Annotated in this window: 22 protein-coding genes and 1 tRNA gene; 12 read left to right on the top strand and 11 right to left on the bottom strand. The window is 71.1% G+C overall.

Annotation, left to right across the window (positions count from 1 at the left end):
- The first annotated feature begins 10 nt into the window (after window positions 1–10).
- Window positions 11–955 carry a non-homologous end joining protein Ku gene (ku, locus tag JX005_RS14250; protein ID WP_214468251.1) on the top strand — a complete coding sequence of 315 codons (945 nt, stop codon included), beginning with the start codon at window positions 11–13 and terminating at the stop codon, window positions 953–955.
- Between the two features lie 13 nt (window positions 956–968).
- Here ku and JX005_RS14245 read toward each other — a convergent pair whose 3' ends face one another.
- The 3 genes from JX005_RS14245 to JX005_RS14235 all read right to left on the bottom strand — a co-directional run bounded on the left by JX005_RS14245 (window position 969) and on the right by JX005_RS14235 (window position 2,175).
- A complete protein-coding gene (locus JX005_RS14245; RefSeq protein WP_214468250.1) occupies window positions 969–1,745 on the bottom strand; it encodes a DedA family protein in 777 nt (258 codons plus the stop codon).
- 66 nt (window positions 1,746–1,811) lie between these two features.
- A tRNA-Leu gene (locus JX005_RS14240) sits at window positions 1,812–1,893 on the bottom strand.
- 69 nt (window positions 1,894–1,962) lie between these two features.
- Window positions 1,963–2,175, bottom strand: a complete 213-nt coding sequence (locus JX005_RS14235; protein ID WP_214468249.1) for a PLDc N-terminal domain-containing protein — start codon at window positions 2,173–2,175, stop codon at window positions 1,963–1,965.
- 104 nt (window positions 2,176–2,279) lie between these two features.
- Between JX005_RS14235 and JX005_RS14230 the strand changes: the two genes are divergently transcribed.
- From JX005_RS14230 to JX005_RS14200, 7 genes are read left to right on the top strand one after another with little or no spacing between them, the layout of a single operon-like run.
- On the top strand, window positions 2,280–3,431 hold the full coding sequence (locus JX005_RS14230; RefSeq protein ID WP_214468248.1) for a TadA family conjugal transfer-associated ATPase: 1,152 nt from the start codon (window positions 2,280–2,282) through the stop codon (window positions 3,429–3,431).
- Window positions 3,428–4,285, top strand: a complete 858-nt coding sequence (locus JX005_RS14225) for a type II secretion system F family protein (protein WP_214468247.1) — start codon at window positions 3,428–3,430, stop codon at window positions 4,283–4,285. Before JX005_RS14230 ends, JX005_RS14225 begins: the two co-directional genes overlap by 4 nt.
- A complete protein-coding gene (locus tag JX005_RS14220; protein WP_307858601.1) occupies window positions 4,282–5,208 on the top strand; it encodes a type II secretion system F family protein in 927 nt (308 codons plus the stop codon). The genes JX005_RS14225 and JX005_RS14220 overlap by 4 nt, the downstream gene beginning before the upstream one ends.
- Before the next feature lie 34 nt (window positions 5,209–5,242).
- Entirely contained in the window at window positions 5,243–5,446 is a 204-nt protein-coding gene (locus JX005_RS14215) for a hypothetical protein (RefSeq protein ID WP_214468246.1), read from the top strand.
- Window positions 5,447–5,449: 3 nt separating this feature from the next.
- Window positions 5,450–5,842 (top strand): TadE/TadG family type IV pilus assembly protein, encoded by a 393-nt coding sequence (locus JX005_RS14210; protein ID WP_214468245.1) that lies wholly within the window; start codon window positions 5,450–5,452, stop codon window positions 5,840–5,842.
- Complete coding sequence (locus tag JX005_RS14205) at window positions 5,817–6,296, top strand: TadE family protein (protein ID WP_307858600.1); 480 nt, start codon at window positions 5,817–5,819, stop codon at window positions 6,294–6,296. The genes JX005_RS14210 and JX005_RS14205 overlap by 26 nt, the downstream gene beginning before the upstream one ends.
- A 47-nt stretch (window positions 6,297–6,343) precedes the next feature.
- The gene (locus JX005_RS14200) at window positions 6,344–6,727 is read left to right on the top strand and encodes a pilus assembly protein TadG-related protein (RefSeq protein WP_307858599.1); all 384 of its coding nucleotides are present in this window, start codon (window positions 6,344–6,346) and stop codon (window positions 6,725–6,727) included.
- 4 nt (window positions 6,728–6,731) lie between these two features.
- Here the strand turns inward: JX005_RS14200 and pucL are convergent, their stop codons facing one another.
- The 6 genes from pucL to JX005_RS14170 are packed head-to-tail and all read right to left on the bottom strand — an operon-like array spanning window position 6,732 to window position 11,916.
- Window positions 6,732–7,625, bottom strand: coding sequence for a factor-independent urate hydroxylase (gene pucL, locus JX005_RS14195; RefSeq protein WP_214468243.1), 894 nt, complete (start codon window positions 7,623–7,625; stop codon window positions 6,732–6,734).
- A 6-nt stretch (window positions 7,626–7,631) separates the two neighbouring features.
- A complete protein-coding gene (gene uraH / locus JX005_RS14190; protein ID WP_214468242.1) occupies window positions 7,632–7,967 on the bottom strand; it encodes a hydroxyisourate hydrolase in 336 nt (111 codons plus the stop codon).
- The gene (uraD, locus tag JX005_RS14185; RefSeq protein ID WP_214468241.1) at window positions 7,964–8,461 is read right to left on the bottom strand and encodes a 2-oxo-4-hydroxy-4-carboxy-5-ureidoimidazoline decarboxylase; all 498 of its coding nucleotides are present in this window, start codon (window positions 8,459–8,461) and stop codon (window positions 7,964–7,966) included. The genes uraH and uraD overlap by 4 nt, the downstream gene beginning before the upstream one ends.
- Entirely contained in the window at window positions 8,451–9,800 is a 1,350-nt protein-coding gene (allB, locus tag JX005_RS14180; protein WP_214468240.1) for an allantoinase AllB, read from the bottom strand. Before allB ends, uraD begins: the two co-directional genes overlap by 11 nt.
- Complete coding sequence (locus tag JX005_RS14175; protein WP_214468239.1) at window positions 9,797–10,621, bottom strand: bifunctional allantoicase/(S)-ureidoglycine aminohydrolase; 825 nt, start codon at window positions 10,619–10,621, stop codon at window positions 9,797–9,799. Before JX005_RS14175 ends, allB begins: the two co-directional genes overlap by 4 nt.
- Window positions 10,618–11,916, bottom strand: a complete 1,299-nt coding sequence (locus tag JX005_RS14170; RefSeq protein WP_214468238.1) for a DUF6986 family protein — start codon at window positions 11,914–11,916, stop codon at window positions 10,618–10,620. Before JX005_RS14170 ends, JX005_RS14175 begins: the two co-directional genes overlap by 4 nt.
- Window positions 11,917–12,021: 105 nt before the next feature.
- Here JX005_RS14170 and JX005_RS14165 point away from each other — a divergent pair, with 105 nt between their 5' ends.
- Genes JX005_RS14165 through xdhC form a run of 3 tightly spaced genes read left to right on the top strand, consistent with a single transcriptional unit; the run spans window position 12,022 to window position 16,696 of the window.
- The gene (locus JX005_RS14165; RefSeq protein ID WP_214468237.1) at window positions 12,022–13,476 is read left to right on the top strand and encodes a xanthine dehydrogenase small subunit; all 1,455 of its coding nucleotides are present in this window, start codon (window positions 12,022–12,024) and stop codon (window positions 13,474–13,476) included.
- Window positions 13,473–15,848, top strand: coding sequence for a xanthine dehydrogenase molybdopterin binding subunit (gene xdhB, locus JX005_RS14160; protein ID WP_214468236.1), 2,376 nt, complete (start codon window positions 13,473–13,475; stop codon window positions 15,846–15,848). Before JX005_RS14165 ends, xdhB begins: the two co-directional genes overlap by 4 nt.
- A 14-nt stretch (window positions 15,849–15,862) precedes the next feature.
- Window positions 15,863–16,696 (top strand): xanthine dehydrogenase accessory protein XdhC, encoded by an 834-nt coding sequence (xdhC, locus tag JX005_RS14155; RefSeq protein ID WP_214468235.1) that lies wholly within the window; start codon window positions 15,863–15,865, stop codon window positions 16,694–16,696.
- Window positions 16,697–16,706: 10 nt separating this feature from the next.
- Here the strand turns inward: xdhC and JX005_RS14150 are convergent, their stop codons facing one another.
- Both JX005_RS14150 and JX005_RS14145 read right to left on the bottom strand, forming a co-directional pair.
- On the bottom strand, window positions 16,707–17,207 hold the full coding sequence (locus JX005_RS14150) for a nucleoside deaminase (RefSeq protein WP_214468234.1): 501 nt from the start codon (window positions 17,205–17,207) through the stop codon (window positions 16,707–16,709).
- Between the two features lie 137 nt (window positions 17,208–17,344).
- The gene (locus JX005_RS14145; RefSeq protein WP_214468233.1) at window positions 17,345–21,217 is read right to left on the bottom strand and encodes a S8 family serine peptidase; all 3,873 of its coding nucleotides are present in this window, start codon (window positions 21,215–21,217) and stop codon (window positions 17,345–17,347) included.
- A 78-nt stretch (window positions 21,218–21,295) separates the two neighbouring features.
- Between JX005_RS14145 and JX005_RS14140 the strand changes: the two genes are divergently transcribed.
- Window positions 21,296–22,312: a transcriptional regulator TrmB gene (locus tag JX005_RS14140; protein WP_246533994.1), complete on the top strand. Its 1,017-nt coding sequence runs from the start codon at window positions 21,296–21,298 to the stop codon at window positions 22,310–22,312.
- Window positions 22,313–22,332: the final 20 nt, after the last annotated feature.

Here is a 22,332-nt window from a genome sequence, read left to right as displayed (position 1 = left end):
CACTGGTGGGATGAGGGCGATCTGGAAGGGCGCGCTGACCTTCGGTCTGGTCAATGTGCCGGTCAAGGTGTATTCGGCGACCGAGGACCACGACGTGTCGCTGCATCAGGTGCACAACAAGGACGGCGGTCGCATCCGCTACCAGCGCGTGTGCGAGATCGACGGTGAGGTCGTGCCCTACCAGGACATCGACAAGGCCTACGACGACGGCGACAAGACGGTCGTGCTCACCAAGGAGGACTTCGCGGCGCTCCCTGCCGAGAAGAGCCGAGAGATCGACGTCGTGGAGTTCGTGCCGAGCGATCAGGTCGACCTGCTCACCCTCGACAAGGCGTACTACCTCGAGCCTGACAGCGCCTCGCCCAAGGCCTATGTGCTGCTGCGCAAGACCCTCGAGCAGACGGACCGCACGGCGATCGTGCGGTTCTCGCTGCGCCAGAAGACCCGGCTGGCGGCGCTGCGCGTGCGCGGTGACGTGCTCGTGCTGCAGACGCTCCTGTGGGCGGACGAGGTACGCGAGGCCGCCTTCCCGGCGCTGGACGAGACGGTGCGGATCTCGGCGAAGGAGCTCGAGCTGTCGGCATCCCTCGTCGAGAGCTTCGCGAGCGACTTCGATCCGTCGGAGTTCACCGACGAGTACCAGCAGGAGCTGCGCATCCTCATCGACGCGAAGCTCGAGCAGGGCGACGCGCTCGACACCTCCGAGACCTTCGGCGACCACGAGGAGGAGGACACCGGGGGAGAGGTCATCGACCTCATGGAGGCGCTGCGCGCGAGCGTCGAGAAGTCGCGGGCAGCACGTGGCGGCGGCGCGAAATCCGCGAAGAAAGACGACGCCCCCGCGAAGAAGCCCGCGGCGAAGAAATCGGCGCCGAAGAGCGACGCGAAGAAGCCGGCCGCCAAGAAGCCCGCCGCCAAGAAGCCGGCGGCGAAGAAGACCGCTAAGGCCTCCTGACGGGCGAGTCCGATCAGTCCCGCGGCGACTCGTGCTCGGGACCGCGGTCGAACACGTCGTTGTCGAGCACGAGAGCCTCGGCCTCCTGGTGGTCGGTGACGACGTCCTCACCGGCGGCGGCGGCCTTCTTGGCCTTGCTGCGCTCGCGGAAGTAGTGCCACAGCGTCACGATGGCGGTGCCACCCACGGCCGCGAGCAGGATGAGGTCGATGTAGTTCTCGACGAAGTCGGCGACCGGCGGGATGAAGCCGATGAGGTAGCCGAACATCGTCAGCCCGAAGCCCCAGATCACCGCTCCGATGAAGTTGTAGAGCGTGTACTTCCACTTGTTCATGTGGCCGACGCCGGCGGCGACGGGCGCGAACGTGCGCACGATCGGCACGAAGCGCGCGAGGATGATCGTGAGTCCGCCGAAGCGCTCGAAGAAGGCGTTCGTGCGCTCGACGTTCTTGACGCTGAAAAGCCCCGACTCCTTCTTCTCGAAGACCGAGGGTCCGCCCTTGTGGCCGATGTAGTACCCGACTTCGCCGCCGACGAAGGCGGAGAGTCCGATCAGCAGCGCGACCCACCAGACGCTCAGGCCGAAGACGCCGTTCGGTGCGTAGTCCTGCGGGTGCGAGAGCAGGCCGGCGATGACCAGGAGCGTGTCGCCCGGCAGCAGGAAGCCGATGAGCAGGCCCGTCTCGGCGAAGACGATGAAGCACACCACCACGAGCGCCCAGGGGCCGGCCCATTCGATGATCGCGGCAGGATCGAGCCAGGGGATGAGAGCGGTGGGGACGGCGTGCACGATGTGGGGTTCCCGTCGGTCGTTGAGGTCGGCGGCGCGGCAGCGCGGGTCAGCGAAGCAGCTGCGTGCGGAAGGTGGGACTTGAACCCACACGCCCGGAGGCACAGGAACCTAAATCCTGCGTGTCTGCCAATTCCACCACTCCCGCGAGCAGGATCAGTCTACTGAGGGGGCTGGACGGCGGCTGTGGGGGAAACCCCCGGTTCTCCGGTCGGGGTCAGCGACGGATTCCGAAGAGGAAGTAGCTCGCCGGACCGATCCAGTTGACCAGGATCGCCGGGATCCACACCGGCTTCGGGCCCCGCACCTCCTCGGCGTCGCGATGCGCGAGGTCCCAGAACGCGAGGAACGCGAACACCGCCTGCACGAGCCCCAGCACGCCCAGGGCCGCCCGGCCGCCCGGGGAGATCTCCGTCTTCGTGGTGCCCATTCGCGGCTCCTTCCGTTGTGCTGTCCATCCTGCCTCGCATGGCCGCGCCGCGCACCTGTGGATAACTTCGGAATGTCGTTTTCCTCCCTTGCGAGGATGCAGTGGTGCCTTCGCCCACTGCCCCGCCCACGACGACGCTCGTCGCAGAGCGAGTGCGCGAACGACTCCGGGCCGAGCGGGCCGACCCCTCGAAAGACCCGGAGTTCGCGGCGCACATCGCCCGCACCGAGGTGCGTCGTCACAACGACTTCGCGCTCGCTCGAGGGCTCGCACCGGTTGACGATGAGTCGGCCTGCGTGCGGGAGGTGCTCGCCGCCGTCGCGGGGTACGGTCCGCTGCAGCCCTATCTCGACGACCCCTCCGTCGAAGAGCTGTGGATCAACGCTCCCGACCGCATCTTCGTCGCTCGCGGCGGGGTGCCCGAGCGAACGCCGCTCACGCTGACCGACTCCGCCGTGCGAGACCTCGTGGAGCGGATGCTGCAATCCTCGGGTCGCCGCGTCGATCTCAGCCAGCCCTTCGTCGACGCCTCCCTGCCCGACGGCTCCCGCCTGCACGTGGTGATCCCCGACATCACCCGGCGGCACTGGGCGGTGAATGTCCGCAAGTTCCTGCCGGCCTTCCGCGATCTCGACCGGCTCGTCGCTGCGGGCTCACTCGCCCCGCACGGGGCGGACCTGCTGCGATCAGCGATGGGCCGCGGCGCCTCGGTGCTGGTGTCGGGTGCCACCCATGCGGGCAAGACGACGCTCCTCGGCGCCCTCATCGCGGCCTGCCCGCCCGAGCACCGCATCGTCACCGTGGAGGAGACCTTCGAGCTCGCCGTCGCCGCGACCGACCTCGTGGCGCTCCAGGGCCGCCAGCCGAGCCTCGAGGGCACCGGCGAGGTGAGCCTGCGGCGCCTGGTGAAGGAGGCGCTGCGCATGCGACCCGACCGCCTGGTGGTGGGCGAGGTGCGCGATGCCGAGGCGCTCGACCTCGTGCTCGCGCTCAACACCGGCGTGCCCGGCGCTGCGACGATCCACGCCAACTCGGCACGAGAGGCGCTGGGCAAGCTCGCCGCTCTGCCGCTGCTGGCCGGCCGCAACATCGACGCCGCCTTCGTGCTGCCGGCGGTCGCGGCATCCGTCGATCTCGTCGTGCATTGCGAGCGGGATGCCGCCGGCCGGCGCCGTGTCGCCGAGATCGTCGAGCCCGTCGGCGTCGAGTCGGGCGTCATCGCGGCGCGCACGCTCTACCGGAGCGAGGACGCATGACGTTCGTCTGGGGCGCCGTGCTCGCCGCCGGCACCCTGCTCGCGCTGTCGCCCTGGCTCTGGCCGCTGCGAGAGGAGCGGACTGCCGCGGCGTCGTCCGGGAGTCTGGCGCGGCTCCTCGAGGCGGCGGGGCTCGCGCGCGTGTCGCCCGGTTCGGTGATCGTCGTGGCCGTGTGCGCGGCGGCGGTCGGCGCCGCTGCGTCCTGGCTCATCGCGCAGGTGCCGACACTGAGCCTCGTCGCGGCCGTCGCCTGCGGCATCGCCCCCTTCGCGTGGCTGCGCGCCCGGCGCTCTCGGCTCGTGCGGGTGCGGCGCGGGCTGTGGCCGGACGTGTGCGACCTTCTCATCGCGTCGGTCCGTGCCGGGATGTCGCTCCCCGACGCCGTCGCCAGCCTCTCGCAGTCCGCCCCCGCCGAGCTTCGGCCCGCATTCGCGGGGTTCGCACGCGATGTCGCGGCATCCGGTCACTTCGATTCCAGCGCGCAGCGACTGAAGGTCGCGCTCGCCGATCCGGTCGGCGATCGCATCCTGGAGACGCTGCGCATGGCGCGGCAGGTGGGCGGGACGGAGCTCACCCCCGTGCTGCGCGCGCTCGCCGCGTCGGTGCGGGCTGACACCGCCCTGCGCGCTGAGGTCGAGTCGCGCCAGTCGTGGATCCGCGGTGCCGCCGTGCTGGGGGTCGCCGCGCCGTGGGTGATCCTGTCGCTGCTCGCGATGCGGCCCGAAGGAGCCGAGGCCTACGCCAGTACCGAGGGCGTCGCGCTCATCCTGGCCGGAGCGGCGGTGTCGTTCGTCGCCTTCCGCGTGATGATCCGGCTCGGGCGCCTCCCCGAGCCGCGGAGGTGGTTCGGGTGAGCATTCTCCCCACCGACGATCTCGCGTTCTCGATCGTGCTGGGCACGGCGCTCGGCGTCGGCGCCTGCCTGCTGCTGTCGCTCGCGCCGCGGTTCGGGGCGCCGAGCCTCGCGCGGCGGATCGCGCCGTACATCCGCGACGTGACCGACCCGCGCGGCGTGGGCGTCGCGTTCGCGGCTCCGGCGCCCGCCCTGGCCTGGGACGCGCTGCGGCAGCGCTTCGCACGTTTCCTCGGCGGTGACGCCGCGCTCGCGCGACGGCTCCACCAGGCAGGCTGGGCGATGGATGCCTCGGCCTTCAGAGGCCGTCAGCTGGCATGGTCGGTCGCGGGCCTCGCCGCCGGAGGTCTGATCGTGGTCGCGGTCGTCCTCCTCGGGCGCGGCTCGCCGTCGCTCGTCCTGCTGCCGCCCCTGTTCGCCGTCGGGGGGATGCTCGGGTGCGACGCGTGGCTCTCCCACGCGGCGAAGTCGCGGGTCGGACGCATCCGCGAAGAGCTGCCCACCGTGCTCGAGTTCGTGGCGCTGTGCCTTTCCGCGGGGGAGGGGATTCTCGACTCGCTCCGCCGGGTGAGCGCAGTGGGAGCCGGCGAGCTGACCGCGGAGCTTCGCGGCGCCGTGGTGGCGGTCGGCACCGGGTCCCCGCTTCCGGAAGCCCTGGCCAAGATGTCGGACGGCCTGCAGATCCCGGCGCTCTCGCGCTCCGTCGACCAGCTCGTCGCCGCGATCGATCGCGGTGCGCCCCTGGCCCAGGTGCTCCACGCTCAGGCGCTCGACGCGCGCGAAGACGCCAAGCGCGATCTCATCGAGCGCGCCGGGCGCAAAGAGATCTACATGCTCGTCCCCCTCGTGTTCCTCATCCTCCCGCTCAGCGTCCTGTTCGCCGTGTTCCCGGGAGTGTTCATGCTCCGGCTCGGCCTCGGCTGACCCATCTTCCACTCACCCCCCTCGAAGGAGAGAAATGATCCGCCACCACCTCCAGCGCCTGACGGCGCGGCTCCGAGCCTCCCTCGTCGACTTCGCCGAGGACGAGCGGGGCGACGTGCCCGGCTGGGTGCTCATCACGCTCATGACCGCCGGACTGGTCGTCGTCATCTGGGCACTCGCCGGACCCGCGCTCGCCGGCCTGTTCGAGCAGGCGATCTCGCGGGTCTCCGGCTTCTAGCCCGTGCGCGTCCGTCCTCCGCTCGACGACGCCGGATCCAGCCCCGTCGAGTTCGTGCTCGTCGGAGCGCTGCTCACCGTCCTCACCCTGGGCGTCCTGCAGTTCGGACTGGCCGTCTATGTGCGCAACGTCGTGCACGACGCGGCCGTCGAGGGCGCGTACCACGCTGCGCTCGCCGACACGTCGCTCGACGACGGGGCGCGGCGCACGCGCGAGATCGTCTCTCGCACGGTCGGGCAGGAGTACGCCGCCGACGTCGCCGTGCGGGAAACGGACACGTCGGGCCACCCCGCCGTGGAGGTGACGGTACGCGCGGTGCTCCCGCTGGTCGGTCTGCTCGGCGCACCGCAGACGATGGAGGTGACGGCCCGTGCCCCGGTCGAGTCCTTCGATTGACGACCTAGCCCTACCGGCTGACGACCGCGAACGGGGCTCCGCCGCTCTCGAGTTCATCCTCGTCGGCCTGCTGCTGCTCGTTCCGCTCGTCTACCTCGTCGGCGCGCTCGGACTCGTTCAAAGCCAGTCGCTGGGTGCCGAGGCGGGGGCGCGTCACGTCGCCCGCTCGGTCGCGACGGCGACCGATCGCGCCGACGCGTCGCGACGCGCGGATCTCGTCCTTACGGCCATCGCCACCGAGTACGGCCTCGACCCCGCGGCGCTCGACGTGGCGTTCGACTGCCGCCCGGCCGGTGGGGAGTGCCCGCGTGCGGGAGCGACGCTCGTCGTGACGCTGCGCACGCGTGTCGCTCTCCCGCTGGTGCCTGCCGTCCTCGGGCTCGACCGGCTCGCGAGCATCCCGGTCGAAGCGTCGGCCGCACAGAAGGTCTCGCGCTTCTGGGGCACGCGATGAAGCTGCGGCGGGGGCCTGCGTCAGGATCTCCGGATGATGAGGGGAGCGTGCTGCTGCTGACTCTCGGCTACGGCGCGCTCGCACTCGTGGCGATCCTGCTGTGCGCAGATGCGACGAGCCTCTATCTCGCGCAAAAGCGATTGGACTCGCTGGCGGATGCCGCGGCCCTCGCCGCCGCGGACGGCTTCGTGCTCTCGGTCGAACACGGCGAGCCGGTCGCCGAGCTGACGTCGGCGCATGTCCGCGACCAGGCTCAGGCGATGGTCGACGAGGTGGGACAGGGTGCGGCCCTCGTCTCGGCCGACACCCCCGACGGCCTCTCGGCGCGGGTCACGGTCGCGGCGACGTGGCGTCCCCCCGTCCTCACCCTGTTCGTACCTGACGGGGTCGCGATCGAGTCGACTGCGACCAGCCGCACCGCGCTGAGGTGACGCCTCAGCAGAACGCCGTCGCGCCGTCCCACGCGGCGTCGGCCGGCTCGACGCCCTCCCGGGTGACCTGCGCCTCGATCAGCCCGTAGGGGCGGTCGGCGGCGTAGAACACCTCGTTCGGATTGTCGAGGCCGAACGGCTCGAGGTCGACGACGAAGTGATGCTTGTTCGGCAGCGAAAACCGCATCTCGGCGATCTCGTCGTGCGCCTCCAGCACCGCGGTGCCGAGCTCGAACATCGTCGTCTGCAGCGCTGCCGAGTACCGGCGCGTGAACTCCTCCAGCAGGATGCGCTTCACGTCGGCGTACACGGCGTTGTAGTCGACGTCCGCGCCCGGGAGGTACCTCCACCGGGTCGCGACGTCGGTCGCGAGGACCCGGTCGCGGGTCTCGGGCAGCGTCGTGTAGCGGTCCTTGGGGTACCCCTCGAACCCCGACTGGGTGGTCTTCAGCAGGGTCAGCCCGCGGAGTCCGCCCAGCACGTGACGTGCGTCGCCGTCGGCGACGACCACGGCGGTGCGGGTCTCCTGGCCGACGCGTATGAACGAGTGGTCGTGCGGGGCGCCGTCCACGTGGATCCGCTGCCACGCGTAGCTCTCGGCGGTCCACCGGCCGCCCGTGACCCAATCGAACGATCCGGTGAAGTGGTCGGCGAGGCGCAGCAGGAACTCCTCGGGTGACCCGATGCCGGCACGCGCGAACGCGAAGACGGTGTTCTTCTGAGTGTCGGTCGGCACGACATGCCGGTTGTCGCCGGTCAGGTGGGCGGCCGCGAAATCGCCGCGCAGCTGCGACGTGACGCTCAGGTCTTCGATCTCGTGGCGGGGGTCGTCGCGCGTCACCTTGACGACGCGCACCTCGGCCTTGCCGTACTGATTGGCGCCCAGGACGATGCTCATCGGTGCTCAGCTTCCTCGGTAGGTGGAGTAGGCGAAGGGGCTCAGCAGAAGTGGCACGTGGCAGTGCCCCTCGTCGACGCGGAACGTCAGCACCGCCTCGGGATAGAACGTCGGCCTGCCCTGCGCGTCGAAGTATGCGCCGGTGTCGAACCGCAGCCGGTAGTCGCCGGGAGCGACGCGCTCAGGACCGAGCTGCGACGCCCGGCCGTCGGCATCCGTCACCGCTTCTGCGATCGGCTGCCAGTCCTCGCCGTCGCGGGCGAGCAGCTGCACGGCGACGCCGCTCGCCGGTCGCCCCCGGGCCGCGTCCAGCACGTGCGTCGTGATGTGCGAGACGCTCATGGCTGCACCATCCCCTCCAGTCGCAGCAGCGCGATCTCGCGCAGCTGTTCTCCGACGACCCGCGCCTCGATGTCGGGGTCGTTCTCCAGTCGTGCGCGCAGCGCGGCCAGGATCTCGGGCGCGCTCCGCCCCGCGGCCCGGATGAGGAACACCCGTCCGAACCGCTCCTCGTACTCACGATTGCCGTCGCGCAGAGCGCGCTGCACCTCGACGTCCGCCGGGTCGACCGCGGCCTGCTCCGATCGCGACAGCGCCGCCTCGCGGCTGACGCCGTGCGCGCGCTCGCCGATGCGCGGATGCCGCGCGAGTGCCGCATCGACCTCATCCGGTCTGAACGGGTCGGCTGCGCTCGCCGCCTCGGCGAACAGCTCGTCGACCGACGCGTACGGCCGGCGATCGACCAGCTGCTCGCACCAGCGCGTCACGTCGGCGCACGTTCGCAGCGCGGCGAGCGCGTCGCCGCGGCCTGCGGCGTTGAACTCCTCAAGCCGCATGCGGCACCTCCTCGCGCCGGGTGAGCAGACGCCCGCGCGGCACGGCGCGGTCGATGCGTGCGCCGGCGAGGTAGGCGGCCCGCACCACACCCGTCAGTTCGCGGCCGTCATACGGGCAGATCGGATGCCGGTGCTCGAGCGCCCGCGCATCCACGACGAACGTCTCGTCGGGCGCGAACACCGCAAAGTCCGCGGCGGCGCCGACCGCGATCCGGCCCTTGTCGGCGAGGCCCACGCGCGCCGCGGGGTTCTCGGCCATGAGCTCTACGATGCGCGCCAGGCCAATACCGCGCCGCCGCGCCTCGGTCCACACCAACGGCAGCCCGAGCTGCAGTGAGGCGATCCCGCCCCACGCCACCTCGAAGTCGCCGTCGCCCGCGTTCTTCCGATCGGGCGTGCTGGGGGAGTGGTCCGACACGATGAAGTCGACCGAGCCGTCGGCGAGGCCCTGCCACAGCGCGTCGCGGTTGCCGGCGTCGCGGATCGGCGGGCAGCACTTGCACACGGTCGCGCCGGCCGCGATGTCGTCTGCGATGAGGGTGAGGTAGTGCGGGCAGGTCTCCACGGTCAGGTCGACGCCGCGCCGCCGCGCCTCGACGATGCGAGCGAGCGAGTTCGCGTTGCTCAGGTGCAGGATGTGGGACGCCGCCCCGGTCGCTTCGGCGAGCCGGATGACGTCGGCGATCGCGGTGTCCTCAGCCGCGGCCGGACGCGAGGCGAGGAAGTCGGCGTAGTCGCGGCCACCCCGGTGGGGTGCGGTCTCGATCGTGTGCGCGTCCTCGGCATGGACGATCAGCATCGAGCCCAGCGAGGCGATGACCGCCATCGCCTCGCCCATCTCGTCGGGGGTGACGGCAGGGAACTCGTCGACGCCGGACGGGGCGAGGAAGCACTTGAAGCCGAATACGCCGTCCTCGGCGAGGGGGCGCAGCTGGGCGAGGTTGCCGGGCACGACCCCGCCCCAGAACCCCACGTCCACGTAGACGCTCCCCACGGCGGCCGAGCGCTTCTGGGCGAGGGCGTCCACCGACACCGTGGGCGGGATGCTGTTGAGCGGCATGTCGACGATCGTCGTCACGCCGCCGGCGGCCGCGGCGCGGGTGGCCGACTCGAACCCCTCCCACTCGGTGCGGCCGGGCTCGTTGACGTGGACGTGCGTGTCGACGAGCCCGGGCAGCAGCACCTCGTCGTCGCGCAGCTCGACGAGGGACGCTGCATCCCGTCCCGTCCCCACCTCGCCGAGGTGGGCGACGACGCCGTTCCGCACACCCACGTCGGCCGGACGGAACGCGCCGTCGACGAGCACGCGTGCCGCGCGGAAGACCGTGTCGAACGTCACGTCGGGCTGGTCCCGGTCAGGCGGATCTGACGGTTCACGTCCTTGTACAGCAGATAGCGGAACGGCTCCGGCCCGCCCGCGTAACAGGCCTGCGGGCAGAAGGCGCGCAGCCACATGAAGTCGCCCGCCTGCACCTCGACCCAGTCGCCGTTGAGGCGGTAGACGCCCTTGCCCTCGAGCACGAAGAGGCCGTGCTCCATGACGTGCGTCTCGGCGAAGGGGATCGACCCGCCGGGCTGGAAGGTGACGATGTTCACGTGCATGTCGTGGGCGAGGTCGTCGGGGTCGACGAAACGGGTCGTCGCCCATGCGCCGTCGGTGTCGGGCATCGGCTCGGGGACGACATCCTGATCCCGGGTGACGAAGGATGCCGCGGGGTGGCCGTCCAGCGGTTCGTACGCCTTCCGGATCCAGTGGAAGCTCGTCGGCCCGTCGGCCTCGTTCGCGAGCGACCACTCCTCGCCGGCTGCGAGGTAGGCGTAGCCGCCGGGCTCGAGCACGTGGCGTTCGCCGGCGATCGTGAGGGTGAGGCTGCCGGAGGTGACGAAGACGACGCCCTCGACGCCGGCCTCCTGCTCGGGGCGCTCGGCGCCGCCGCCCGCGCCGATCTCGACGATGAGCTGCGAGAAGGTGGTCGAGAATCCGGCGATCGGCCGGGCGAGGATCCAGGCGCGTGTGGCGGTGAACCCGGGCAGGCTGCTCGTGACGATGTCGCGCAGCACGCCCCGGGGGATGACCGTGTAGGCCTCCGTGACGATAGCGCGATCGGTGAGCAGCTCGGTCTGGGCGGGCAGTCCGCCCGACGGGGTGAAGTAGCTCATGCGGACTCCTCAGCCGGGGGAGCGGGACGGGTGGGATGCGCGAGCGCGGTGAGCGTGTCGGGACCGATGCCCACGTCGGCGGTGACATCGGCGACGTCGACCGCCCCGCACTCCACGCCGCGCTGCAGGAACCACGCCAGCGCTCGTGCGGTGGCCGGTTCGTCGAGCACGGTGCCCGCACGGCTCTGCAGGTACCCGGCGAGGCGGGCCGCGGCATCCGGATATCCCTCCCGGAAGAACGCGTACGTGGCGAGATACCGGGTCAGCAGCTGGTGCGGGTGGAGGTCCCAGCCCTGGAAGATCCCGCGCTCGAGGGCGCGGCGCACGAGCCGGGCGTGCAGCACCCAGGCGTCGAGCGCGCCGTCGCCGACGGGGAGGATGTTGGTCGAGCCGTCGGACAGCCGGATGCCGGTGCCGGCCACCGCGAGCTGCATGAGGTCCTTCGCCAGGTCGGCCGCGGGATGCTCGAGCGACTGGTGGCGGGCGGAGATGCCCAGCGACGCGGTGTAGTCGTAGGTGCCGAAGTGGAGCCCCGTGACCCGCCTGTCGCCGGCGGCGGCCAGCTGTGCGAGTGGCACGCGCCCGTCGCGGCCGAGCACGATCTGGGGTGTCTCGATCTGCACCTCGAACCGCAGCGCGCGCTCCGGCAGCCCGTGGGTGCGCTCGAGCGCCGCGGCGACCACGACCATCGCCTCGACCTGCGCGATCGTCGACACCTTCGGGAGCGTCAGCAGGAGGTCGTCGGGGAGTCCGCCGTCGTCGATGAGAGCGGCGAGGAACAGGTCGAGGGTGCGCAGGCCGCGCGAGCGCGTCGACTGCTCGAGACTCTTGAAGCGGATGCCGGTGAACGGCGGCGCCGCGCCGGCTTCGACCGCCTCGGCCACGCGCCGGGCGGCGGCGACGGCGTCGGCGTCTTCGACGTCGTCGCCTCGGTCGCCGTAGCCGTCCTCGAAATCCAGCCGCAGGTCTTCGATCGGCTCGCGCTCCAGCTTCGCGCGGACGCGGGGGACGACCTCGCGGGCGAGTGACGGCGCCAGGCCGACCCGCTCGGCCAGCACGGCCAGGCCGCCTGCGGCGTCGGCGGCGGCCAGCGCTGCGACGCCCCACTGCGCGGGCAGAGTCGCGGTCATGCGGTCGGCGGGGACGTACACCGTGTGCACCGGCTGGCGCGAGCCGTCGTGGCCCGGGTACGCGGTGCGCAGCACGTCATCGGTCTCGCGCAGTGAGGCGTCGACGTGATCGAGCACCGCAGGCGTGAGCCGGCCACCCGGGGCACGCGCGACGGGTTCGCTCATACGGCGGTGCCTCCTTCGGCGGCCGACCATCCTGTTCCCTCATCGTGGCGCACGCGAGGAGCGATCGCCACAGTGCCGACGTACAATCGCGCAAGAGGAGCTCACTTGGCTGACAACGTCGTTACCGTGAATGGGATCCGCCGGGCGCTGGACGGCGTGCCGGTGAATGCGAACGCGCTCGATTGGCTGCGCTCCGTCGGGCTGACGGGGAGCAAGGAAGGCTGTGCCGAGGGCGAGTGCGGCGCGTGCGCGATGCTCGTGCTCGGCCCGGACGGCGCCGACGCGTCGGCGTGGGTGCCGGTCAACTCCTGCCTCGTGCCCGTTCGCTCTCTGGAGGGTCAGGAAGTCGTCACCGCCGAGGGCCTCGGGTCGCCCGAGGCGCTGCACCCCGTGCAGGAGCGCCTCGCCGAAGCGGGCGGATCGCAGTGCGGATACTGCACTCCCGGCTTCGTGTGCAGCATGGCGGCGGAGTTCTACCGCGCGGACCGGACTCCGTCGGCCGCCGGCGCCGCGGATCACGAGCACGGCCCGAACGGATTCGACCTGCACGCTCTGAGCGGCAACCTGTGCCGTTGCACGGGATACCGGCCGATCCGTGACGCCGCATATGCGCTCGGGATGCCGGATCCCACCGACCCGCTCACGGAGCGCCGCGCCCAGCCCGCGCCGGAACCTGCTCCCGTTGATCTCGTCGTCGACGGCGCGCGCTTCGTGCGTCCTGCCGGGCTGGGCGAGACGCTCCGGCTGCTGCGTGACGAGCCTGAGGCGACCGTCGTCGCCGGTGCGACCGACTGGGGCGTCGAGGTCAACCTGCGCGGTCGTCGCGCCGCGCTCGCCGTCATGATCGACCGGCTGCCCGAGCTGCGCACGCTGGCGGCTTCGGAGGATGTGATCGAGATCGGCGCGGCGCTGACGCTGTCTGAGATCGAGCGTCGGCTCGGCGGCCGGGTTCCGCTCCTCGGCGAACTCGTCCCGCAGTTCGCGTCGCGCCTCATCCGCAATCGCGCCACGATCGGCGGGAACCTCGGCACGGCGTCGCCGATCGGCGACGCGGCTCCGGCGCTTCTCGCGCTCGACGCTCGGGTCGTGCTGACGTCGCTGGAGGGCGACCGGGAGGTCGAGCTGGCCGAGTACTTCACCGGTTACCGCCAGACGGTGCGGCGCCCGGACGAACTCATCCGCGCCGTCCGCATCCCGCTGCCCCTCGCACCGGTGACCGCGTTCCACAAGATCGCCAAGCGGCGGTTCGACGACATCTCCAGTGCGGCGATCGCGTTCGCCCTCGACATCGAGGAGGGCGTCGTCACGGCCGCCCGCATCGGCTTGGGCGGCGTCGCCGCCACGCCGCTGCGCGCACGCGACACCGAGCGGCGACTCATCGGTGAGCCGTGGAACATCGCCACCGTGCGGGCCGCATCGGCCGTGCTGGCCTCGGAGGGCACGCCCATGTCCGACCACCGTGCGAGCGCGGACTACCGCGCCCTGATGCTCGGCAACTCGCTTCTGAAGCTCTACAGCGCCACCGCGGGAGACGTCGCGCACGAGGAGGCGACGGCATGAGCGAGCTCGCCCAGCGCCCCGCCGACCCGGTCGTCGGCATCGCCGTGCCGCACGAGAGTGCGACGCTGCACGTGACGGGCGCAGCCGCCTACACCGACGACCTGTCGGTCTGGGCCTCAGGCGTGCTCACGGCCTGGCCCGTGCAGTCCACGGACGTGCACGCGCTCGTCGACCTGGACGTCTCGGGCGCCTACCGCGTGCCGGGCGTCGTTCGGGTGCTCACGGCCGAGGACGTGCCCGGCGTCAACGACGCCGGCGTGAAGGAAGACGAGCCGCTGTTCCCTCGCGAGGCGATGTTCCACGGGCACGCTGTGGCCTGGGTGCTCGGCGAGACACCCGAGGCGGCGCGGCTGGGTGCCGCGGCCGTCACGGTCGAGTACAGCCCGCTGCCGAGCATCCTCACCCTCTCCGAGGCGATCACCGCGGGCTCGTTCCAAGGCGTGCAGCGCACGGTGGAGCGAGGGGATGCCCAGGCGGCCCTCGCCGAGGCGCCTTTCGTGCTCGAAGGCGTGACCGAGCTCGGCGGACAGGAGCACTTCTACATCGAGACGCAGGCCTCGCTCGCGCTGCGCGACTCCGAGGGCCAGTACTTCGTGCAGTCGTCGACGCAGCACCCCAGCGAGACGCAGGAGATCGTCGCGCATGTGCTGGGCGTTCCGTCGCACCAGGTGACGGTGCAGACCCTGCGGATGGGTGGTGGATTCGGCGGCAAGGAGATGCAGCCGCACGGCCTCGCCGCGATCGCCGCCCTCGGCGCGAAGCTCACGGGTCGCCCCGTGCGGCTGCGGCTGAACCGCACGCAGGACATCACGATGACCGGGAAACGGCATCCGTTCCACATCTCCTGGCGCGCCGGCTTCGACGAGAGCGGTGGACTGCTCGCGCTGGACGCGACGCTCACCTCCGACGGCGGCTGGTGCCTCGACCTGTCGGAGCCCGTCATGAGCCGGGCGCTCTGCCACCTCGACAACGCGTACTGGATCCCTCACGTGCGTGCGCTCGGACGCATCGCCCGGACGAACAAGCCGTCGAACACCGCCTTCCGGGGCTTCGGCGGACCCCAGGGCGTCTTCCTGATCGAAGACATCCTCGGCCGCGCCGCGCCCCTGCTCGGAAAGGATCCCGTCGACCTGCGTCGGCAGAACCTCTATCGCGAGGGCCAGCTCACGCCTTACGGGCAGCCGGTGAAGGATGCCGCGCGCATGCCCGCGATCTGGGACCAGCTGCGCGACGAGAGCGATGTCGACGCCCGTCGAGAGCAGGTGCGGGCGTTCAACCAGACCCACGCGCACGTCAAGCGGGCGATCGCGATCACGCCGGTCAAGTTCGGCATCTCGTTCAACTTCACCGCGTTCAACCAGGCGGGCGCGCTCGTGCACGTCTACAAGGACGGCTCGGTGCTCGTGAACCACGGCGGCACCGAGATGGGCCAGGGGCTCCACACGAAGATGCTGCAGGTCGCGGCGACCACGCTGGGCCTGCGACTCGACCAGGTGCGCCTCGCGCCGACGCGGACCGACAAGGTGCCGAACACGTCCGCGACGGCGGCGTCGGCCGGAGCCGACCTCAACGGCGGCGCCGTCAAGAACGCGTGCGAACAGCTGCGGGCGCGGATGACGCCCGTCGCGGCGGAGATGCTGGGAGCGGATGCCGGCACCGTGCGGTTCTCGCGGGGCTGGGTCTCGGCACCGGGCGTCGACAAGCGGCTCACCTTCGCCGAGGTCGCCCACGCGGCGTACCTGCAGCGGGTGCAGCTGTTCGCCGCGGGCTACTACCGCACCGAGGGACTCCACTGGGACGGCGTGCGGATGCAGGGCTCGCCGTTCAAGTACTTCGCCTATGGAGCCGCTGCCGCCGAGGTCGAGGTGGACGGATTCACCGGTGCGATGCGGCTGCGCAGGGTGGACATCGTGCACGACGTCGGCGACTCGCTCTCGCCGATGATCGACATCGGTCAGATCGAGGGCGGCTTCGTGCAGGGCACCGGATGGCTGACGCTCGAGGAGCTGCGGTGGGACACCGGCGACGGACCGAGCCGCGGACGCCTGCAGACGCAGTCGGCGAGCACCTACAAGCTGCCCAGCTTCTCGGAGATGCCGGAGCAGTTCCACGTGCGGCTCTTCGAAGACGCCCGCGAGGACGGAGCCGTGTACGGCTCGAAGGCGGTGGGGGAGCCGCCGCTCATGCTCGCGTTCAGCGTGCGTGAGGCGATCCGCGAGGCCGTGGGAGCCTTCGGGCCCGCGGGGCACAGCGTGGAGCTCGCATCGCCCGCGACCCCCGAGGCGGTCTTCTGGGCGATCCGGGCCGCGCAGGCGGCGGAAGGTTCCGTGGTGCCCGGCGCCGCGACGGAGCCCGCCGAGGCGCGGCGCTGAGGGTCGCTCGCGCCATGGACTGGGTCGACGCGCTGCAGCGGCTGCGGGAGTCGCGCACGCCCGCGGTCATCGTGACGCTCGCGATGGTGCGTGGGCACGCGCCCCGGAACGGCGGTGCGAAGCTCATCGTGTCGCCGGACGCCCTCTTCGGCACGGTCGGCGGGGGGAACCTGGAGGCAACGGCGATCGCGGAGGCGCGCGAGATGCTCGTCACGGGCGCAGGCGAGCCGCGCCTGCTCACCCTGACGCTGAGCGACAGGACCACGACCGAGTACGGCATCCAATGCTGCGGAGGAGAGGTGACCATGCTGCTGGAACCGGTCCGCGCCGTGCCGACGGTGGCGATCTTCGGTCTCGGCCATGTCGGGATCGAGCTGGCGCGCATCCTCGCGCGGCACGAACTGGTGCTCGTGCTCGTCGACACCCGTTCGGAGATGCTGGATCAGGCACGCCTCGGTGTGCCGGGCACGTCGGGCATCCTGGCCGATGCCGTCGCAACGGTGCACGTGCGGCATGCGCCCGTACCGGAGGCGGCCATCGCCGTGCTGCCGGCGGGCGCGCATGTGCTGGTCATGACCCATGACCACGGTGAAGACCTCGCGATCACCGATCAGGCGCTGAGGCGCGACGACCTCGGGTCGATCGGGTTGATCGGCTCGTCGTCCAAGTGGGCGCGCTTCCGCGTGAGGCTGACCGAACTCGGGCACACCGAGGCGGAGCTCGCCCGCGTCACGACGCCGATCGGCATCCCGGAGATCGGCGGCAAGGCGCCGGCGTCCATCGCGGTGAGCGTCGCCGCGCGCACCCTGCAGCTCATCGAGGCCGCGGCGGTCACCGCGGACGGGTGAGCGCCGGGCGTCAGTACTCGATGCGCCGGTCGTTGAGACCCCACGCGACGAAGGGCGCGGTGTGCCCGTCGTCGGGCAGGCCGATGCGCTCGACGGGGAGGATCGCCCGGTCTTCGGGCATGCCCTCGAAGTACCGGTAGAAGCGGGCGTCGTCGAAGCCGGCCGTCGCGGCGTCCTCGCGGTCGGCGGCGAAGTAGACGCGGTCGATGCGCGCCCACAGGGCGGTCGCGAGGCACATCGGGCAGGGCTCGCAGCTCGCGTAGAGGGTGGCGCCCGACAGGTCGAAGGTGCCGAGACCCTTGCAGGCGCGGCGGATGGCGACGACTTCGGCGTGCGCCGACGGGTCGAGGTCGGCCGTCACCCGGTTGACGCCTTCGAAGATGCGGCCATCGCGCGCGACGACGATCGCGCCGAACGGGCCGCCGGACTCGCCGGCGTTGCCGGTCGCGATGTCGACGGCGCGGGCGAGGAGATCGGCGGCCTCCGGCGACGCCCCTGTGGACGAGGACATGCCACGACCGTACGCCACGCGGCACGAGCGTGACGGGACAGCGCGCCGACGTCCCTCGACGGCACAGGGCCCCAACCGCCGAAGCGGATGGGGCCCTGTGCCGGCCGTCAGGCGTCAGCGCTTGTAATCAGTGCTCATCAGTGCCGGTGGCCGCCGCCGTGGCCTGCGCCCTTCACCGGCGTGGCCTCGAACGCCTTCACGATCTCCTGCGAGAACGTGTTGCCCGCGGCATCCGTCGCCGTCACCCGCAGGTCGACCCAGCCGCCCTTGTCGGACACCGGGATCTGCGCGGCGTAGCCGCTGACCCAGGCGCGCGACGTCACGAAGATGTCGCCGTCCCCTTCGACGGCGCCCGTGGGGGCATCCGTCTTCGCCGGTTTGAGCGACGCCGGCTTCCAGGAACCGCCCGCGGTGCGGTATTCGAGCGTCGCATCCGTGATCTTGCCGGCGGGAGCAGTGCCCGCGACGTGGCCGACCTCGAGACCGAGCGCGATGCCCGAGCCCTTGCGCCGCCGGTCGCCCGCCATGTTGTCCTCATTGACGTCGACGTCGTAGTACGCCGAGATCATGGGAAGCAGGCGGTTGGTCCAGTCGCCGAGCTTGCCCTCGGAGCGGAACGTCCATTCGGTCACGGTCTTCGTCGAGCCTCGCAGGTGCGAGCCGTCGTGCGTCGCCGTGCTGACCACGCGCCAGTCCTGCTCGCCGTCCGGCAGGTCGTACACCGTCGCGCCCTGGTACTCGGCCTGCTTGACGAGCTCACCGTCGATGTAGACGTCGGTCAGCTGCCGGACCGTGGGGTTCTCCATCCAGGTGTCGAAGGCTCCCGTGTGAATCGGATCGCCGCCGTCCGCCCAGCTGGGCACATTGATCTGGGTGTAGTCCGACACGCGGTAGGGCACCCAGTAGCCGAGGCCGATGGCCGGACGCACGATGCCGCCGAAGTACTCGACTTCGAGCCTCTGCCCCGGCTTATAGGCGCGCAGCATGTCTCGCATCTCCCAGCGCACAGACTCCACTCCGACACCCTGGTTCCAGCGCAGGTCTTCGGTGTTGACCCACTCGGTGCGCACGACTCCGCGCTCGGCACGCATCGGGTATCCGCTGCCGTACGTCGCGCCCGGTACGAAGTCGTACCGGAACTCGCTCATGAGCTCGTTCTGACCGTGGTACCGGGTGTCGATGCGGGTCAGGTTCTTCGGCGCGTAGGAGAGGTCGGCGGGAATCTCGCCATCGCTGTAGCGCGCGATGTCGTAGACGACGTCGGCGAACTCGTCGCCGACCGCCCGGACGGTCACCTTCTTCTTCGCGACCTCGGCGAGAAGCTTGCGTCCCTCGACGCCGCTGATGGCGGCGACGGCGATGGGCGCGTCCGACTCGAAGTCGTCGGAGCCTACCCAGGTGCTGAGCTCGCCGTCCGCGTCGTTGGCGAGGATCACCAGCTTGGCGCCGGCGGCAGCCGCATTGGCGACGGCCTGTCCGGGCGTGATGTCGTCGGACCGCGTGATGATCGCCACCCTCCCGCCGACGCGGGCCGCGGCCACCTCCTCGGCAGAGCCCTTCCCGGCGTTCACGGCCGTGGCCTTGATCTCGCCGTTGAGGAAGGTCGAGCCCACCTGCAGGATGATGTCGAGCTGCTGCTTGCCCGCCTTCACCGTCAGCATCGGCTCCCACAGACGCCAGCGCGTCGTGAAGTCGAAGTCGGCGTCGTCGACCTTCATCGGCTGCGCCCACAGCTCGTCTGTCCAGACGGGCATGATGACGCCGGCGGCGAAGCTGTCGACGTTAACGTCCATGCGCTGGAAGACCTGCTCGACGCGGTCGTCGCCGACGTCGACCGTTGCTTCGGTCGCGGTGCGGGCGTCGAGTGCGACCGCCGCATTCTGGTCGAGGACCACCTTCGGGTCGCCGACGAGCACCGTGGCGATCGTGTCAGGCGTGCGGTTGAGCTCCATGTAGGCGATCACGGTGTACTCGCCCTTGAGGAGGCGCAGCGTCGTCTCACCGTCCACGAACACCGGCTCGACGAACTTCTGCGCCTCGTTCCACAGCAGTGCGTAGGTCTGCGTGGGCTGGCCTGCGAAGTCGGTCGCGGTCAGTGTGAGGTCGTAGCGCTCGGCCTCGGCGATCGTGCCGAGAGCGGTGCGGGTGACCGCCACGCCGTCAACCGACCCCACGAGCACGCCCGATAGCTGCGTGCCGGCGGGCACCTTCGCCGGGTCGACGGTCATCCCGACCGACGCGGTGCCGCCAGCCGGGATCGTGAGCGCCTGGGCGTCCAGTGTCAGCGCGTCGAACGCGATGCCGGCACTCAACGGGCCCGGCCCGTTGTCGCCACGGGGGGTCGTGTCGACGAGCGTGGCCTCGAGGGAGACCGTGATCTCGGCTTCCGTGCGGTTCGTGTACTCGATGGTGCGCTCAACCGGGGTCGGCTCCTCGCCCCACATGAGCATGCCGAAGTCGCCGGATCCGGACGCGACGACGGGAGCGTTGAGCGCGTCGTCGACGTTGATGACACCCGATCCGCCGGCATAGGCGGTGAAGCCGTAGTCGGTGGCCGTGCTCGCGAGCGCCGCCTTGAGCTCAGCGGTCGTCAGGTCGGGGTTCGCGCTCAGCAGGATGGCGGCGGCGCCGGCCACATGCGGCGTGGCCATCGACGTGCCGCTCATGCCGATGTACGAGCCGTCGCCGGCGCTGTCGGCGGAGCGAGCCGCCGTGACGTCGTTGCCCGGACCCGACACGTCCGGCTTCAGCGCGCCGGAGCGCGACAGCGGGCCCTGGCTCGAGAAGTAGGACATGCCGCCCGACGGGTCGTCGACGGAGCCCACGGTGAACGCCTGCTCGGCTGATCCGGGGGCGCCGATCGTCTCGGGGGCGCCGGAGTTGCCGGCAGCGACCACGAACAGCGAGCCGGTGTCTGCGGCGATCTGGTTGAGCGACTCGGCCATGAGGTCCTTGCCGTCCGAGGGCGACATCGAACCGAGGCTCATCGACACGATCGGGGCGTTCTGGCCGGCCCACTCCATCGCCTCGATGATCCACGAGTCCTGGCCGTAGCCGTCCGCGCCGAGCACCTTGCCGATCAGCAGGTCCGCGCCGTCGGCGACACCTCGGTGGGTGCCGTCGCTCGCAGCGCCGGTACCGGCGATGGTCGAGGCGACGTGCGTTCCGTGGCCGTTCGGGTCCCAGGCGAATTCCTCGCCGGGAACGAAGCTCTTCGAGCCCTCGACGATGCGGCCCTGAATGTCGGGGTGCGTGTCGTCGATGCCGGTGTCGAGCACGGCGACCGTCACGCCTCCGCCGGTGTGGCCCTGGGCCCACGCCGCCGGCGCATCGATGAACGGCACGCTCGACTCGAGTGTCGCCTCAACCTTGCCGTCGAGGTGGATGGCCTCGAGGCCGCCGGCAAGAGCGGCTCCGGAAGTGAAGGAGCGCGCGGACGCGGCATCCGTCCCGGTGAGCGCGCTCCACGCCGAAGCGGCGTCGGCGTGGCCGAGCGTCGCGGCTGCGCCGCCGATGCTCTCGAGCTCGGTCTGCACATCGAGCCCCGGGACCGGAGCGGCGAACGTGCGAGCCGCGGCGCCGTCGGTCTCGACGATGATCGGCGTCGCGTCGACCGAGGCGTCGTCGTAGCCGAACTCGATCAGCTTGGACACGTTGAAGAGGTCCTGGTCGAGCGCGCCCGAAGCCAGGTACGGCATCGCCGCGTCGGGAAGGACGTGCAACTCGCCGGCGGCCTCGTAGGTGCGCACACCGGCGCCTTCGAGGGCGGTGTCGATCTCAACGGCGTGGGTGCCGTCGCTGAGGTCGGTGACGGTCACGCGATCGCCGGTGATGAGCGTGACGGTGGAGGAGCTGCCGGCGACGGCGTCAGAGGCGGGGGGACCGTCGACGTTGGCGGTTGCGGCCGCCGGCAGAGTGCAGAGGCAGATGCCTGCGATGCCGATCGCCAGACCGCTTGTGGCGGCGACGATCGGACGCAGACGGCGACCGATGGGTGGGGGATTGGACATGCGTGAACCTCTCGGGGGTAGGGGATCTGATACGAAGCTCTCACGGCCCTCGGCGTAAAGTTATGGCGGAGAAATGCCATGGCCACCATCCGCCATGCCGGGCGGGTGAGGATGGTCGGCGTGGAGAAGGTCACCGTGCTCGACGCACTCGGTCTCGACGAGGCGCACACCTCGGTCTACCGGTGGATCGTCCAGCAGACCTCGGCGTCGACACCCGAGGTGGCGGAGGCGCTCAGCATGTCGTTGCCCCGCGTGCGTCCGATCGTCGCCGAGCTCGAACGACTGGGACTGCTGGCACGTCAGGCCGCGCGCAGCGACCGATTCGTGGCTTCTCCGCCGTCCATGGCGCTGCGCCCGCTGCTGCTCGAACGCGAACGCGGACTCACCCGCGCACACGAGGCGCTCGTCGAGCTCAGCGACCTGTACCGCCGCTCCGCCGAGCAGCGCAGCGTCGCCGACGTGGTCGACGTCGTCATCGGCGACGACGCGGTGCGTCAGCGCGTCGCGCAGCTGCAGGCCGCCTCCACCGATCAGGTGCGCGTCCTCGTCCTGCACGAGGTCGCGCTCGTGACCGGCGAGGAGAACGTCGAGGAGGACCGTGCCCTCGCGCGCGGCGTGCGCTACCGCGTGATCGTCGAGAGCGCGGTGCTCGAACGCCCCGGCTTCCTCACGGTGGCACGCGAGATGGCCCAGATCGGCGAGGAGATCCGGGTGCTCCCGAGGCTCCCGACCCGCATGTTCATCGCCGACGACCAGATGGCACTGGTGCCGATGCACGCGCACGGCGACGACCGGGGCTTCGGCGCGCTGCTCATCCACCCGAGCGGACTGCTCGACCTCGTCAGCTCGATCTTCGAGGAGTACTGGGCCGCGGCCAGCGCCTTCCTCCCCGTCTCGGCAGTGCCCACCACCGAGGAAGTAGACCGCGACCTCCTCCGGCTGCTCCTGCTGGGAGTGACGGATGCCGCGGCCGCGGCGCAGCTCGGAATCTCGCTGCGCACCGTCCAGCGGCGGGTCGCCGACCTCATGGAGATCGCCGGTGTGACCACCCGCATGCAGCTGGGCGCCGAGGCCGTGCGGAGGTCGTGGGTCTGAGGACCCGCGAAAGGACGGCC

Origin of the sequence: Microbacterium flavescens (genome assembly GCF_018588945.1) — a bacterium.
Taxonomy (GTDB): domain Bacteria; phylum Actinomycetota; class Actinomycetes; order Actinomycetales; family Microbacteriaceae; genus Microbacterium; species Microbacterium flavescens.
The sequence above is the reverse complement of the archived record's forward strand: the minus strand, read 5'-3'. Positions and strand labels throughout refer to the sequence as shown.